We start from the raw sequence: 13569 nt of genomic DNA on the forward strand, positions 1-13569 counted from the left end.
AAAAACCCGCCGGGATCGCTCCCGGCGGGTTCTTTGCATTCAGCGAACAGCGAGGATTAGTCGTTGTTGCGGTTCTTCAGGGCTGCACCCAGGATGTCGCCGAGCGAAGCGCCCGAGTCGGACGAACCGAACTGAGCAACGGCTTCCTTCTCTTCTGCGATCTCGAGAGCCTTGATCGACAGCATGACCTTGCGGTCCTTCTTGGAGAAGTTCGTGACGCGGGCGTCGAAAACCTGACCAACCGAGAAACGCTCCGGACGCTGATCGTCACGATCGCGGGCCAGGTCGTTGCGGCGGATGAAGGACGTGATGTCTTCGTGGCTGACGAGCTTCACTTCGACGCCACCATCATTGATGCCGATGACTTCGCACGAAACGACAGCGTTCTTGCGCAGTTCGCCCGAAGTTGCGGCTTCGCCGACAGCGTCGCGGCCGAGCTGCTTGATGCCGAGCGAGATGCGTTCCTTCTCGACGTCAACATCGAGAACAACGGCCTTGACCACGTCACCCTTGTTGAACTCTTCGATGACCTGTTCGCCCGGACGGTTCCAGTCGAGATCCGACAGGTGAACCATGCCGTCAACGTCGCCTTCGAGGCCGATGAACAGGCCGAATTCGGTCTTGTTCTTGACTTCGCCTTCGACTTCAGTGCCGGCCGGATGGCTGAAGGCAAATGCCTGCCACGGGTTCTCGAGGGTCTGCTTGAGACCGAGCGAGATACGGCGCTTGGACGGATCGACTTCGAGAACGACAACGTCGACGTCCTGCGTGGTCGAAAGGATCTTGCCGGGATGAACGTTCTTCTTCGTCCAGGACATTTCCGAGATGTGGATCAGGCCTTCGATGCCCGGCTCCAGCTCGACGAATGCACCGTAGTCCGTGATGTTCGTGACGGTACCGGAGATCTTCTTGCCAACCGGGTACTTGGCAGCAATGCCATCCCACGGATCCGACTCGAGCTGCTTCATGCCGAGCGAGATGCGGTGGGTTTCCTGGTTGATGCGGATGATCTGAACCTTGACCGACTGGCCGATGGACAGGATTTCCGAAGGATGGTTGACGCGGCGCCATGCCATGTCGGTGACGTGCAGCAGGCCGTCGATGCCGCCGAGGTCAACGAACGCACCGTAATCGGTGATGTTCTTGACGACGCCGTCAACAACCTGGCCTTCTTCGAGGTTCTGCACGATTTCCGAACGCTGCTCGGCGCGGGACTCTTCGAGAACCGTACGACGCGAAACAACGATGTTGCCGCGACGCTTGTCCATCTTGAGGATTTCGAAGGGCTGCGGGTTGTGCATCAGCGGGGTCACGTCGCGGATCGGACGGATGTCGACCTGCGAACGAGGAAGGAAGGCAACGGCGCCGTCGAGGTCAACCGTGAAGCCGCCCTTGACCTGGTTGAAGATAACGCCTTCAACGCGCTCGCCAGCTTCGAACTTGGCTTCGAGCTTGATCCAGCTTTCTTCGCGACGAGCCTTCTCGCGCGACAGAACAGCTTCGCCGAGAGCGTTTTCGATGCGCTCTACGTAAACTTCGACTTCGTCGCCGACCTTCAGCGTGCCGTCCTTGGCGCGTGCACCGAATTCCTTCAGTGCGATACGGCCTTCGACCTTGAGGCCGACGTCAACGATGGCGACGTCCTTCTCGATGGCCGTGATGATGCCCTTGGCAACATAGCCTTCTGCCAGATCGGTCTTGGCAAAGGATTCTTCGAGGAGGGCTGCGAAGTCCTCACGCGACGGGGTAGAAACAGACATGAAATCTCCTGATCGCATCCAACTGGATGCGTGAGCGCCGGGGGCTAGTGTTGATCTTGGCCAACAACCGATCCGCTCTTTCAAAAGAGCAATTCCGGCGCGGGGACTGGATGTCGGCCCTCAGGCTCCGGCTTGTCCGGAACCTGGTCACTTCATTTCGTCAGGGCAGCGTCGATAAGACCCTTCGCCGCCAAGAATGCGGCCTCTATACTCATTTCGGAAGTATCTAGCAAGTGCGCGTCTTCAGCTGGTTTCAAAGGGCTGTCGGCCCGTCCCATGTCCCGCTCGTCGCGTTTCTTCACGTCGGCGAAGATCGCGTCGAAATCGGCGCTGCCGCCCTTCGACAGGATCTCGTCATGGCGGCGTCTGGCGCGAACCTCGGGCGACGCCGTCACATAGAGTTTGACCGGGGCGTCCGGGCAGACGACGGTGCCGATATCGCGACCGTCGAGCACGGTGCCGGGCGCGCGCTTCGAGAAGGCTCGCTGTGCCTCGACCAGGGCACGACGCACGGCCGGCATGACCGCGATCTTCGACGCCGCTTCACCGATTTCATGCGCCGAGAGAACATCGCGGTCGAGGCCGGCAAGTTCGACGGCAAGCGCCATGCGCTCTGCCACCGCCTCATCGTCGAGCGGCAGTCCGGCGTCGATGAGCGCCTTCGCCGTCGCTCGATAGGTGAGCCCGGTGTCGAGATGGTGGAACCCGTAGGTCTCCGCGATCTTGCGCGACAGCGTTCCCTTGCCGGCTGCGGCCGGTCCGTCGATGGCGATGATCATCCGGCCCTCGTTGTCTGTAACGGTCATGCCACCGCTGATACAAATCTTGGCCGCCATTGCCAAGCGGCGCATGGGAGTTGGCGGTTGCGAAAATGTCCCCGCAGATTGCCTTTGACAGGACGGGCATCAGCGATTAAGGGGACCGACTACAGTTTGGCCGGCCTCGCGCCGGGCGCTTGGCGCATGCCCTTAATCTTCACGACTTCATGAGGCTTTGACAGTGGCGAAGGCAGAACTTGGAACGAAACGGACTTGCCCCGACACAGGCAAGAAATTCTACGACCTGAACAAGGACCCGATCGTGTCGCCGTACACGAACAAGTCCTGGCCGCTTTCCTATTTCGAGGAAACCTCGGTCGCAGCCATCATGGAGAAGGCTGAGGAAGAGGAAGTGGCCGAAGTCGATACCGAAAACACGGATGTCGAGCTCGTGTCCCTCGAGGACGCCGACGAGACATCGGGTGACGATATCCCTGATATCGGCGACGACGACGTTGAGATCGACGGCGATGACGACGACACCTTCCTGGAAGCCGACGAAGACGACGACGATGATGACATGACCGGCCTGATCGGCGTCACCGGCGACGACGACGAAGTCTGATATTTCAAGGATTTCGAGCCCGGGCTTAAAAAAATGCCCGGGCTTTCATTTTTCGGCTTGCCATCTCCGACTACCGGAAGTATCAAGCCGCCACCCCGACGGAAGCGATGCTTTCAGACGGGTTCCCGGAGCCGGAATAAACCCGGTACCCTGATGGGGCTATAGCTCAGCTGGGAGAGCGCTTGCATGGCATGCAAGAGGTCAGCGGTTCGATCCCGCTTAGCTCCACCAAATTTCCCAACAGATTTCCTTGAGTGATGCGGCGCGTAGGCGCAGCGCTTAAACGGCAGTCGTTCGCGTCGTGAGCGTTCAGCGCTTCACCGCCGAAACAGCTCCACCCGCTCCCCGGTCTCTGACAGATCGATCTGGAACCAGTCGATGATCTTGCGGATGTCGAGCTTCACCTCGCCGTCGCGAAGCTTCAGGTGCAGCTTGTCGTCGCTGACATGCACGGGTGTGCCGATATAAAGACGGTCATTGCCGGAGTCGTCCACGGTGTCGATAGCAAATCGCATGGTTTCCTCCCGGAAAATTTAGAATCGAAATGGGTGACAGTGGGACGAGGGTTTAGTAACGCCTCCTTGAGCGAAGCTGGCCTCCCTGAGGTCTGATGGCTTCAGCCGTGGGCGGCTAGTCGGACCGGGAGAGTCCAGCGTGTTTGTGGTTTCGAAACTGTTCTGGAATGCGATCCAGCCGCTCTCTCTGGTGTTTCTGCTGGGTGTGCTTGCCCTGATCCTGATCTGGTTCCGCTGGCTTCGTTCTGCCGTGGCTGCTCTGTCGCTCTCGCTTCTGATTCTGTTCCTCACCCTCTACACGACCCTCGGCTCCGTCCTTTTACAAAGCCTGGAAGCGCGATTTCCACGGCCGGCGGCGGATCCTTCGGAGGTCTCCTGCATGATCGTGCTGGGTGGCGCCTTCGAAACCGAAGTCACGACCGCCCGCGGCGGCGTGGATCTCAATCAGGCGGCCGATCGCTTCGTCGAAGCGCTGCGCCTCGCCATGCGATATCCCGAGGCAAGAATTCTCGTGTCGGGCGGCGACGGATCACTGAGCGGTGTTTACGAGGGCGATGCCGCAGCCTCGATCCGCTTCTTTGAGGCCTTCGGCATTCCTGGCGACCGGCTCATCGCCGAAACGACCTCCAGAAACACCGATGAAAATGCCCAGAACAGCCGCGAACTTCTGTCCGGGCGCGATCTGGGGCCATGCCTGCTGATCACGTCTGCCTTCCACATGCCACGCTCCGTCGGGCTGTTTCGAAAAGCAGGTGTCGATGTAGCGCCATGGCCGGTCGATTATCGCACCGCCGGCAATCTGTCCTTCGCTCTCGACTTCACGCAGCCTACCCTCAACGCGCAGCAGATGTCGACCGCCGTCCGCGAGTGGGTGGGGCTCGCCGCCTATCGCATTCTCGGCAGGATCGACGACGTCTTCCCCGCGCCGTAAACGTTACTTTTTCGAGATCGTCAGGAATTTTGTGCCACGCACGCGCACCGTCATCGCGCACGGCTCCTGACCCTCTTCGCGCTCGCAATAGCGCGGGTGCATTTTCAAGACGAAGACCATGTTGCCGAAGCGCTTGATGAAGTCGTACGAGTACATCTGTGCCGTGGCGATCATGAAGTAGCCGCCTTCCTTCACCTGAAGATAGAAGTTGAAGGGGCATCCTTCGGCGGTGCAATCAGGGCCGCGCACGCCGTCGCAGACGATTTCGCTGCTGTTGGTGACCACGTCCGTGAGGCCGTCATTGTTGATGTCGATACGATCGAGGAAGCGACCGCCAAACTGCACGGCGTCGCAACGCTTGGTGTAGTGGGTCTTCTCGTAGATCTCGGGATCGGTCAGCAATTCCTGCTGCGCGACGGCAGGTCCGGCGAAGAGGCCGACCGCGACGACGAAGAGAAGGAAGCGGGAGAGGAAGGTCACGGTCTGGACTCCGAAGCGCAATCTGTGCTGAACGATGGGAGAAGTCTAGCGGCTGCGACTTGCCTCACCCTTAACGGCGTGATCCAAATCTGACCCCCGACTGAACGCTCCAGCAAGGAAACCAGCCATGTCGTTCCTGTCCTATCTCGATTATGCCGGGATCGCCCTTTTCGCTGCCACGGGCGCCCTCACCGCGTCGCGCAAGCAGCTCGACATGATCGGCTTTCTTTTCTTCGCGGTGGTGACCGGGCTCGGCGGCGGGACGGTTCGGGACATCGTGCTGGGTCGTGTGCCAGTGTTCTGGGTCCTCAACCCAGATTACATCCTGATCTGCTGCGCGATCGGCGTCGTCGTTTTCTTCACAGCCCATCTCGTCGAATCGCGCTATCGCCTGTTGATCTGGCTCGATGCCATCGGGCTCTCGGCCTATTGCGTGATGGGCGCGGCGAAAGGTCTAGCCGCGACCGGCTCCCCGACAATCGCCATCGTCACGGGCACGCTGACGGCGAGTCTTGGCGGTGTGTTGCGCGATCTCTTGGCCAATGAGCCCTCGGTGCTTTTGCGGCCGGAGATCTACATCACCGCGGCCCTGGTTGGAGCGGCGGTCTTCACGGCGGCGAACGAGTTCGGAATGCCGCTTTATGCCGCCTCCGCGATCGGAGCGCTGGCAGCCTTTGCGATCAGAGGCGGCGCACTCTACTTCGGATGGACGTTCCCGACCTACAGGCACAAGCCGGGCCGGCATCCGGATGAGGTCATGTGAGGAGAGGCGAGGGCGAGGTCAGCCCTGCTTGGGGCGCAGCCGGATCACAACGTCGACATGCGCGATTTCCATGCCTTCTGGCGGTGGCGGCAGATTGTCGATGCTGATGTTGTTCACCGGGATATCCAGCACCTTGTTCTCGCCTTCGACGAAGAAATGGTGATGGTCGGACACGTTCGTATCAAAATAGGTCTTGGAGCTTTCGACAGCGAGAACGCGGATCAGTCCCGCTTCGGTGAACTGGTGCAGCGTGTTGTAGACGGTCGCAAGCGAGACTGGAAAATCGGCGGAGATAGCCTCTTCGTGCAGCTCTTCGACGGTCAGGTGGCGGTCACCCTTTGCGAACAGAAGGCCGGCAAGCGCAATGCGCTGCTTCGTCGGGCGCAGGCCCGAGCGGCGCAGTTTCAGTTCGATACCCGTTTGGCAGGTTGCCATCGTCAAAGACGCACTCCAATCGTTGCGTGGCATGCATGAACATCCACACGTGTGGATATAACTGCAAAATCAGGCTCTTTCAATAGTTACGCTCGCGAGAAGCCGTGAGACGCCTGCTGTCGGGCGGTTTTTGATGCTTCGGGTCTGGTGATGCCCTTTTCCTTACTGTATGCGACGATGATATGAGGATGAGGCCGACACGGCCTCAAGGAAACCGGCGTAGCGGCTGCGGGGCTTCAATTTGCCACCGTCTTGCTCTAATGGGTCCCGGATATCTGAAGCAGAGGGGGGAAGAAGAAGAACAATGGTTACGAGACAGTCCAGCTACAACTACGACGAAATCCTTGCCTGCGGCCGCGGTGAACTCTTTGGCGAGGGCAATGCGCAGCTCCCCCTTCCGCCCATGCTGATGGTGCACCGGATCACCGATATTTCCGAAACCGGCGGCGCCTTCGACAAGGGCTATATTCGTGCCGAATACGATGTCCGTCCCGATGATTGGTATTTCCCCTGCCATTTCCAGGGCAACCCCATCATGCCAGGCTGCCTTGGCCTCGACGGCATGTGGCAGCTGACCGGCTTCTTCCTCGGCTGGCTGGGAGAGCCCGGCCGCGGCATGGCCCTGTCAACGGGCGAAGTGAAGTTCAAGGGCATGGTGCGCCCCGAGACGAAACTTCTCGAATACGGCATCGACTTCAAGCGCGTCATGCGCGGTCGCCTGGTGCTCGGCACGGCCGATGGCTGGTTAAAGGCTGATGGCGAAACTATCTACCAGGCATCCGACCTGCGCGTCGGTCTGTCGAAGGACAAGGCGGCCTGAACCGGCCCGGTCCGCACCTGAAGTTTATAAAGAAGGTCTGAGAGATGAGACGGGTTGTAGTAACAGGTCTTGGCATCGTGTCCTCCATCGGTGCCGATGCCGCCGAAGTCACGGCATCGCTGCGCGACGCCAAGTCGGGCATCACCTTTTCTCCCGATTTCGCCGAACACGGCTTCAAGTGCCAGGTCTGGGGTAAGCCAGGTCTGGACCCGACCGATCTGGTCGACCGTCGTGCCATGCGCTTCCTGTCCCAGGGCGGCGCCTGGAACCATGTGGCCATGAAGCAGGCGATCGCTGATGCCGGTCTCGAAGAGGCCGATTATCAGCAGAATGAGCGCGTTGGCATCATCATGGGCTCCGGCGGTCCGTCGACCAAGCAGATCGTCGAAGCTGCCGATATCGTCCGCCAGAACAACAGCCCGAAGCGCATTGGCCCCTTCGCCGTTCCGAAGGCCATGTCGTCGACGGCATCCGCAACGCTTGCCACCTGGTTCAAGCTGCACGGCGTCAACTACTCGATCTCGTCCGCCTGCTCGACCTCGGCGCACTGCATCGGCAACGCCTATGAGATGATCCAGTGGGGCAAGCAGGACATGGTCTTTGCTGGCGGCCACGAAGATCTCGATTGGACCATGTCCAGCCTGTTTGATGCTATGGGCGCCATGTCGTCGAAGTACAACGACACCCCTTCGACCGCGTCCCGCGCCTATGACGCCTCTCGTGACGGCTTCGTCATCGCCGGCGGCGCTGGCGTTCTGGTCCTCGAAGAGCTCGAGCATGCCAAGGCCCGCGGCGCCAAGATCTATGCCGAGGTCGTCGGCTATGGTGCCACCTCCGACGGCTACGACATGGTCGCTCCCTCGGGCGAAGGCGCGATCCGCTGCATGCGTCAGGCCCTGTCCACCGTGAAGGGTGATGTCGATTACATCAACACCCATGGCACTTCGACGCCGGTGGGTGACTCCAAGGAAATCGGTGCGATCCGCGAAGTCTTCGGCGACAAGATCCCGCATATCCAGTCGACCAAGTCGCTGACCGGCCACTCGCTCGGCGCCGCCGGCGTGCAGGAATCGATCTATGGCCTGCTGATGATGCAGGCCGGCTTCATCGGCGAAAGCGCCCACATCACCGAGCTCGATCCGGAATTCGAGGGTGTGCCGGTTGTCCGCAAGCGCATCGACAACGCCAAGATCGATACCGTGCTGTCGAATTCCTTCGGCTTCGGCGGTACCAACGCGACGCTGGTTTTCCAGCGTCATCAAGGCTGATCGTCCAGACGCCGGAACAAAAAAGCCTGGCGCGTTGCCGCGCCAGGCGTTCATCCGAAGTGGTCCGCCAGCCGTGGGAGTACGGCTTACTTCGGTTGATGAGGATCGGTATGGTCAATGACGCCGATCAGCATGGCGAGGCTCACCGCATGCATCAGATTGCTCGCTTCGAGCTTCTCTTGAGCACTGACCAGAGCCTGGTTCACCTCTTCCCGTGACAGCACGAGCGCATTCGCCGCCTCGTCCGACCGCATGCCTTCGGCTACGAGCTGCAGGCAGCGTATTTCGCGATCCGAGAGGATCGAAACAGCAGGCGATCGTCCGATTGCCTGTTTGGTATCGGTTTTCATGATTTAAGTTGCCGCAATGGAGAAACGTCGACTTGATATCCATCAGGTCGTCAGGCGGCGCTCATAGCATTCTGCCGGACTTGCGTCGTTGACATCGCGCGCCAACGGCTTATCCGAACACGCTAAAAGAAGGGAAATACAGCGCTGGAAGCGCTTTGATCGCTCAATTAGGGCCGATCGCGCCGCCCTTGTCAAGTTTCTGCAGCTGTCAGGCAGACTTCCGCTCGCGTACTTCCGTTGGGGTGGTGCCGAACCACCGCGTGACGGAGCGCGTGAAGGCGCTCGGCGCGGAGTAGCCGAGCCGGTAGCAGATTTCCGAGATCGGCAGTTCACTTTCGGTCAACAGATTGAAGCTGACCTCCTTGCGGATCTGATCCCGCAATTCGTTGAGGTTCGTTCCGTGGCCCGCCAGCCGGCGCTGGAACGTTCTCTCCGACAATCCGAAATAGGGTGCGATCTCGGCGAGCGGATAATCGTCATCCGATACGTGCAGCAGCAGGTAGCGACGGACCTGCTCCAGGAAATCAGCGCTCTTCTCAGGCGTCGGCGGTCTCAGGCTCCTACATTGCAGATCCATCAGTTCAAAAAGCCTGCGGTCGCCCGTGGGGTTTTGCGCCTGAAGGAAGCTGGGCGGGAAATGCACGCAGTTCACACGCGCGCCGAAGCTCACGCGCCGCGACAGCAACTGCCGAAAGGGCTTGTGATTGCGCGGAGCCGGTCTTTCCAGTTGAACTTCGATACCGTCGCTGGTGGCAAACGCCTGGGCCCGTTGCATTACCAGCCCGACCGACATGTCGACATACTGGTCGCGTTTTACGATGATGGGAGCGAAGGTCCAGGCGAGATGCGCACCGCGCTCGTCGAGCGTCAGCTTGGAATAGCTGGTATGGGTCACATACTGGATGTGGTCGTCGAGAAACTGGACGAAATCCAGCCCTGTCGGCGCCGCCATCAAGCCGTAGCCGAACGGACCGGTCGAGCCGGCCTCATATCGCGTGATGCTTGCAAGTGCGAATGCCTCATCATCGGACAGCAGCGCGCAAGTCTCCAGGAGCCTGCAGAGGCGATCGAGGCTGATGCGCGCAGTCAGGCTCTGGAAAATCTGCGGATCGATCTCCAGCGCCTTGCAAATGGGTTTTATGTCGATGCCATAGGACAGGGCATGCTCGACCACCGCTGATGCGAGGCCGGCCACGGTGGTCAATTCATCGGTGAGATTCCGAGAAGGCATGAGACCGCTGGCGCCAGAAGTGAAGCTTATGGCGCCAGATGCTAAGGTAGGTGCGATCCGGAGTCGAGGGGCGCGTAGTCTAAGTCCGCGCCCTCCCGATCACGATCGCTTTTGTGTCAGCGCTTTGCCCAGAGGACCTTGAAGCGGGCATTCCGGCATACTTCTCCAGACTGCTTGAAATGTTGAGCCAGCACGGGCTCGTAGGGCAGGCCCCGGTTTGCCACCATCAGGAGGTCACCGCCGCCGCGCAGCGAATCTGCGGCTGCCTTGATCATTGCGGCACCGATAGAAGGCTCGGCGGCGTGGCCCTCATGGAAGGGCGGGTTCATGATGACGAGGTCGTACTTCTCTTTCGGCGGCTCGTTGCCAAGATCCTGCCAGAAGAACCGTGTCGTCAGATCAGGGCAGTTGCGCGCCAGATTGCGCTTGGCATGCTCCAGGGCCTCGTGGCTCGCTTCGAAGAGATCGATGCGATTGGTGCGGGGCGCAGCCTCCGCAAGCATGACCGACAGATAGCCCCAGCCCGCGCCGAAATCGGCTGCATTGCCGTCGAAGGCCGTCGGCAGGCGGCTTGCGAGCAGTTCGGAGCCTTCATCGGCATGGGCGTGGGAAAAGAGACCGGAGCGCGTCTCGAAGCGACCGTCGACCGTGACCGGCTTGGCGGAAAGCGTTGAAACGATTGTTGATGGATCCTCGGGTGCGGCGAACCAGACGACGACGCCGTGGTATTTCGGCATGGATTCCGGTGCGAGGCCGAACCTGTCGAGCTGCTTGCGCAGCGGCAGGATGCCGTCTTCCTTGGCGCCTGCGACCAGAATGATGCCGCCGGCCTTGACCCGCTTCAGCGCTTCGGCGACGCGGTCCTCGTTGACGCCCTTGTGCTTGCTGCAGAGGATGAGGGCACCGTCGTAGCCCTCACCATCGACCGTCGGGACGGGCTGGAGGTGGCTGGCTTCGAGGCGCCGGAATTCCGGGCGGAAATCCTGAACCACGGTCAGTTCGGCTGCAAAGCCCTCGGGCTTGGCAAATCCCGCCTCGGCGCCGAGAAACAGGTAACGGCTTCCGGCTTCGGGAAGGGCGACGGTTTCCGTGACGAAGGGGTGGAACAGGGTCTTCAGGGTTTCGCGGCTCATGGCTCGGTCTTCTTTCTCGGCGAACAAAAAAGGCGCGGGAAATTCTCCCGCGCCTCGGATCGGGAACGACGTCCGCTTATTCAGCGGCTTCGCCGTCGTTCTTCTTCTCGGCCACGATTTCCTGGCCGGTGGTCTGATCGACGACCTTCATCGACAGGCGAACCTTGCCGCGCTCATCGAAGCCCATGAGCTTGACCCAGACCTTGTCGCCTTCCTTGACGACGTCGGAGGTCTTGGCGACACGCTCGGACGCCAGCTGCGAGATGTGCACGAGGCCGTCACGCGAACCGAAGAAGTTGACGAAGGCGCCGAAGTCGGCGGTCTTCACAACGGTACCTTCGTAGATCACGCCAACTTCTGGCTCGGCCACGATCGAATGGATCCACTTGCGGGCCGCTTCGATTTCCTTGCCGGAGGCGGAGGCGATCTTCACGGTGCCGTCGTCTTCGATGTTGATCTTGGCGCCGGTCTTCTCGACGATTTCGCGGATGACCTTGCCGCCCGAACCGATGACTTCACGGATCTTGTCGACCGGAATGTTCATCACTTCGATGCGCGGTGCGAATTCGCCGAGCTGCGAGCGACCTTCGGTGATGGCGTTCGCCATTTCGTTCAGGATGTGCTTGCGGCCACCCTGTGCCTGGCCGAGTGCGACCTTCATGATCTCTTCGGTGATACCGGCGATCTTGATGTCCATCTGCAGCGAGGTGATGCCATCGGCAGTACCGGCAACCTTGAAGTCCATGTCGCCGAGGTGGTCTTCGTCACCGAGGATGTCGGAGAGAACCGCGAAGCGCTCACCTTCCAGGATCAGACCCATGGCGATACCGGCAACCGGCTTGGCCAGCGGAACGCCGGCGTCCATCAGTGCGAGCGAGGTGCCGCAGACGGTTGCCATCGAGGACGAGCCGTTCGACTCGGTGATCTCCGAGACAACACGCAGCGTGTAGGGGAACTGCTCAGGCGACGGCAGCATCGGGCGGATAGCGCGCCATGCGAGCTTGCCATGACCGATTTCGCGGCGGCCTGGCGAACCCATGCGGCCCGTTTCACCGACCGAGTAGGGCGGGAAGTTGTAATGCAGAAGGAAGCGTTCCTTGTACATGCCGGTCAGGCTGTCGACATACTGCTCGTCTTCGCCTGTGCCGAGCGTGGCGACAACGATCGCCTGGGTCTCGCCGCGGGTAAAGAGGGCCGAACCATGCGTGCGTGGCAGGATGCCGACTTCCGACACGATGGCGCGAACCGTTTCGAGGTCACGACCGTCGATGCGGCTCTTGGTGTCCAGGATGTTCCAGCGAACGATCTTCGCCTGCAGGTGCTTGAAGACGGCACCGATGACTTCGTTCGGGTACTTCGGCTCAACGCCTTCCGGGAAGAAATGCGCCTTCACCTTCGCCTTGACGGCGTCGACGGCTGCATAACGTTCAGCTTTCTGCGTGTTCTTGTAGGCGGCGCGCAGTTCGGCTTCGAAATGCTGCAGCATTTCGGCTTCGAGAGCGGAATGATCTTCCGGTTCGAACTCGCGGGGCTCCTTGGCAGCCACTTCGGCGAGCTTGATGATCGCGTCGATGACCGGCTGGAAGCTTTTGTGGCCGAACATCACAGCGCCGAGCATGATGTCTTCGTTCAGTTCCTTGGCTTCCGACTCGACCATCAGGACGGCGTCCTGGGTGCCGGCAACGACGAGATCGAGGGTCGACTCGTCCATCTCATCGAGATGTGGGTTCAGAACATATTCGCCGTTGATGTAGCCGACGCGAGCACCGCCGACCGGGCCCATGAAGGGTACGCCGGAGAGCGTGAGGGCTGCTGAAGCGGCAACCATGGCCAGAACGTCCGGATCGTTTTCGAGGTCATGCTGGACCACGGTGACGACAACCTGGGTTTCGTTCTTGTAACCTTCCGGGAAGAGCGGACGAATCGGACGGTCGATCAGGCGGGAAACCAGCGTTTCCTTCTCCGACGGGCGACCTTCGCGCTTGAAGTAGCCACCCGGGATCTTGCCGGCGGCATAGGTCTTTTCCTGGTAGTTTACGGTGAGCGGGAAAAAGTCCTGGCCCGGCTTGGCCGACTTTGCGGAAACTACGGTGGCGAGGACGACAGTTTCGCCATAAGTGGCGAGAACGGCACCGTCAGCCTGGCGGGCGATCTTGCCGGTCTCAAGCTTCAGCGGGCGGCCTGCCCATTCGATCTCTACGCTGTGAACATCAAACATATCTTGTCCTTCATATGCGGACCTTCGTCCTGCCGAATGGGCAGGGGCGTTCGGTCTGCAATGTGCTGACGCAATCACGGGCAAGACAGTGGGAGGCTTCGGTTTCGGCATTGGCCGGTTCGAGCACCCGACAGGGTGCGGAAGCATCCAACAATCCTGCCCCATGACAGGTCATCGGTTGTCGTCGACAGATCCGGCCCATCCGGCCTGTCGTTTGTTCCGGGCGGTCTTCGCGCGGAACCGGTCGCGGGTCTTGTAGCCTGACCCGGAAAGGCAACCGGC

At 60.4% G+C, this 13569-nt stretch carries 14 protein-coding genes and 1 tRNA gene; 6 read left to right on the plus strand and 9 right to left on the minus strand.

Translation table 11 applies throughout. The annotated features are described in order from the left end of the window. Positions 1-56: 56 nt before the first annotated feature. Positions 57-1760, minus strand: a complete 1704-nt coding sequence (gene rpsA, locus BW978_RS00475; RefSeq protein WP_054149374.1) for a 30S ribosomal protein S1 — start codon at positions 1758-1760, stop codon at positions 57-59. Between the two features lie 152 nt (positions 1761-1912). After that, complete coding sequence (gene cmk / locus BW978_RS00480; RefSeq protein ID WP_076393068.1) at positions 1913-2566, minus strand: (d)CMP kinase; 654 nt, start codon at positions 2564-2566, stop codon at positions 1913-1915. Positions 2567-2759: 193 nt separating this feature from the next. Between cmk and BW978_RS00485 the strand changes: the two genes are divergently transcribed. Continuing rightward, entirely contained in the window at positions 2760-3143 is a 384-nt protein-coding gene (locus BW978_RS00485) for a TIGR02300 family protein (protein WP_076391249.1), read from the plus strand. 155 nt (positions 3144-3298) lie between these two features. Continuing rightward, positions 3299-3374: transfer RNA gene (locus BW978_RS00490), tRNA-Ala, on the plus strand. Between the two features lie 86 nt (positions 3375-3460). On the opposite strand, the gene BW978_RS00495 is transcribed toward BW978_RS00490, so the two are convergent. Then, entirely contained in the window at positions 3461-3658 is a 198-nt protein-coding gene (locus BW978_RS00495; RefSeq protein ID WP_076391251.1) for a hypothetical protein, read from the minus strand. A gap of 139 nt (positions 3659-3797) precedes the next feature. On the opposite strand from BW978_RS00495, the gene BW978_RS00500 reads away from it, so the two are divergent. Next, complete coding sequence (locus tag BW978_RS00500; protein WP_076391253.1) at positions 3798-4589, plus strand: YdcF family protein; 792 nt, start codon at positions 3798-3800, stop codon at positions 4587-4589. Between the two features lie 3 nt (positions 4590-4592). Here BW978_RS00500 and BW978_RS00505 read toward each other — a convergent pair whose 3' ends face one another. Beyond that, positions 4593-5069: a hypothetical protein gene (locus BW978_RS00505; protein ID WP_076393070.1), complete on the minus strand. Its 477-nt coding sequence runs from the start codon at positions 5067-5069 to the stop codon at positions 4593-4595. A 127-nt stretch (positions 5070-5196) separates the two neighbouring features. On the opposite strand from BW978_RS00505, the gene BW978_RS00510 reads away from it, so the two are divergent. Further along, a complete protein-coding gene (locus BW978_RS00510) occupies positions 5197-5832 on the plus strand; it encodes a trimeric intracellular cation channel family protein (RefSeq protein WP_076391255.1) in 636 nt (211 codons plus the stop codon). 18 nt (positions 5833-5850) lie between these two features. Here BW978_RS00510 and irrA read toward each other — a convergent pair whose 3' ends face one another. Then, positions 5851-6267 (minus strand): iron response transcriptional regulator IrrA, encoded by a 417-nt coding sequence (irrA, locus tag BW978_RS00515; RefSeq protein WP_006725267.1) that lies wholly within the window; start codon positions 6265-6267, stop codon positions 5851-5853. Between the two features lie 304 nt (positions 6268-6571). Here irrA and fabA point away from each other — a divergent pair, with 304 nt between their 5' ends. Then, positions 6572-7087: a 3-hydroxyacyl-[acyl-carrier-protein] dehydratase FabA gene (gene fabA / locus BW978_RS00520; RefSeq protein WP_054149380.1), complete on the plus strand. Its 516-nt coding sequence runs from the start codon at positions 6572-6574 to the stop codon at positions 7085-7087. Between the two features lie 44 nt (positions 7088-7131). Further along, positions 7132-8355 (plus strand): beta-ketoacyl-ACP synthase I, encoded by a 1224-nt coding sequence (fabB, locus tag BW978_RS00525; RefSeq protein ID WP_076391257.1) that lies wholly within the window; start codon positions 7132-7134, stop codon positions 8353-8355. Between the two features lie 86 nt (positions 8356-8441). Here fabB and BW978_RS00530 read toward each other — a convergent pair whose 3' ends face one another. From BW978_RS00530 to pnp, 4 genes are all read right to left on the minus strand, one after another. Next, positions 8442-8705, minus strand: a complete 264-nt coding sequence (locus BW978_RS00530) for a LuxR C-terminal-related transcriptional regulator (protein WP_076391259.1) — start codon at positions 8703-8705, stop codon at positions 8442-8444. Positions 8706-8913: 208 nt separating this feature from the next. After that, the gene (locus BW978_RS00535; protein ID WP_076391261.1) at positions 8914-9936 is read right to left on the minus strand and encodes a helix-turn-helix domain-containing protein; all 1023 of its coding nucleotides are present in this window, start codon (positions 9934-9936) and stop codon (positions 8914-8916) included. Between the two features lie 116 nt (positions 9937-10052). Next, positions 10053-11069: a class I SAM-dependent methyltransferase gene (locus BW978_RS00540; protein WP_076391263.1), complete on the minus strand. Its 1017-nt coding sequence runs from the start codon at positions 11067-11069 to the stop codon at positions 10053-10055. A 76-nt stretch (positions 11070-11145) separates the two neighbouring features. Next, positions 11146-13287 (minus strand): polyribonucleotide nucleotidyltransferase, encoded by a 2142-nt coding sequence (pnp, locus tag BW978_RS00545; protein WP_076391265.1) that lies wholly within the window; start codon positions 13285-13287, stop codon positions 11146-11148. Between the last annotated feature and the right edge of the window lie 282 nt (positions 13288-13569).

Origin of the sequence: Rhizobium sp. RU33A, assembly GCF_900156055.1 — a bacterium.
Classification (GTDB): Bacteria; Pseudomonadota; Alphaproteobacteria; order Rhizobiales; family Rhizobiaceae; genus Allorhizobium.

Bases quoted from the DNA above. Each gene is read 5' to 3' on its own strand.
- rpsA (WP_054149374.1), bottom strand. From the start codon at position 1,760: ATGTCTGTTTCTACCCCGTCGCGTGAGGACTTCGCAGCCCTCCTCGAA.
- cmk (WP_076393068.1), bottom strand. From the start codon at position 2,566: ATGACCGTTACAGACAACGAGGGCCGGATGATCATCGCCATCGACGGA.
- BW978_RS00495 (WP_076391251.1), bottom strand. From the start codon at position 3,658: ATGCGATTTGCTATCGACACCGTGGACGACTCCGGCAATGACCGTCTT.
- BW978_RS00510 (WP_076391255.1), top strand. From the start codon at position 5,197: ATGTCGTTCCTGTCCTATCTCGATTATGCCGGGATCGCCCTTTTCGCT.
- irrA (WP_006725267.1), bottom strand. From the start codon at position 6,267: ATGGCAACCTGCCAAACGGGTATCGAACTGAAACTGCGCCGCTCGGGC.
- fabA (WP_054149380.1), top strand. From the start codon at position 6,572: ATGGTTACGAGACAGTCCAGCTACAACTACGACGAAATCCTTGCCTGC.
- fabB (WP_076391257.1), top strand. From the start codon at position 7,132: ATGAGACGGGTTGTAGTAACAGGTCTTGGCATCGTGTCCTCCATCGGT.
- BW978_RS00530 (WP_076391259.1), bottom strand. From the start codon at position 8,705: ATGAAAACCGATACCAAACAGGCAATCGGACGATCGCCTGCTGTTTCG.
- BW978_RS00535 (WP_076391261.1), bottom strand. From the start codon at position 9,936: ATGCCTTCTCGGAATCTCACCGATGAATTGACCACCGTGGCCGGCCTC.
- BW978_RS00540 (WP_076391263.1), bottom strand. From the start codon at position 11,069: ATGAGCCGCGAAACCCTGAAGACCCTGTTCCACCCCTTCGTCACGGAA.
- pnp (WP_076391265.1), bottom strand. From the start codon at position 13,287: ATGTTTGATGTTCACAGCGTAGAGATCGAATGGGCAGGCCGCCCGCTG.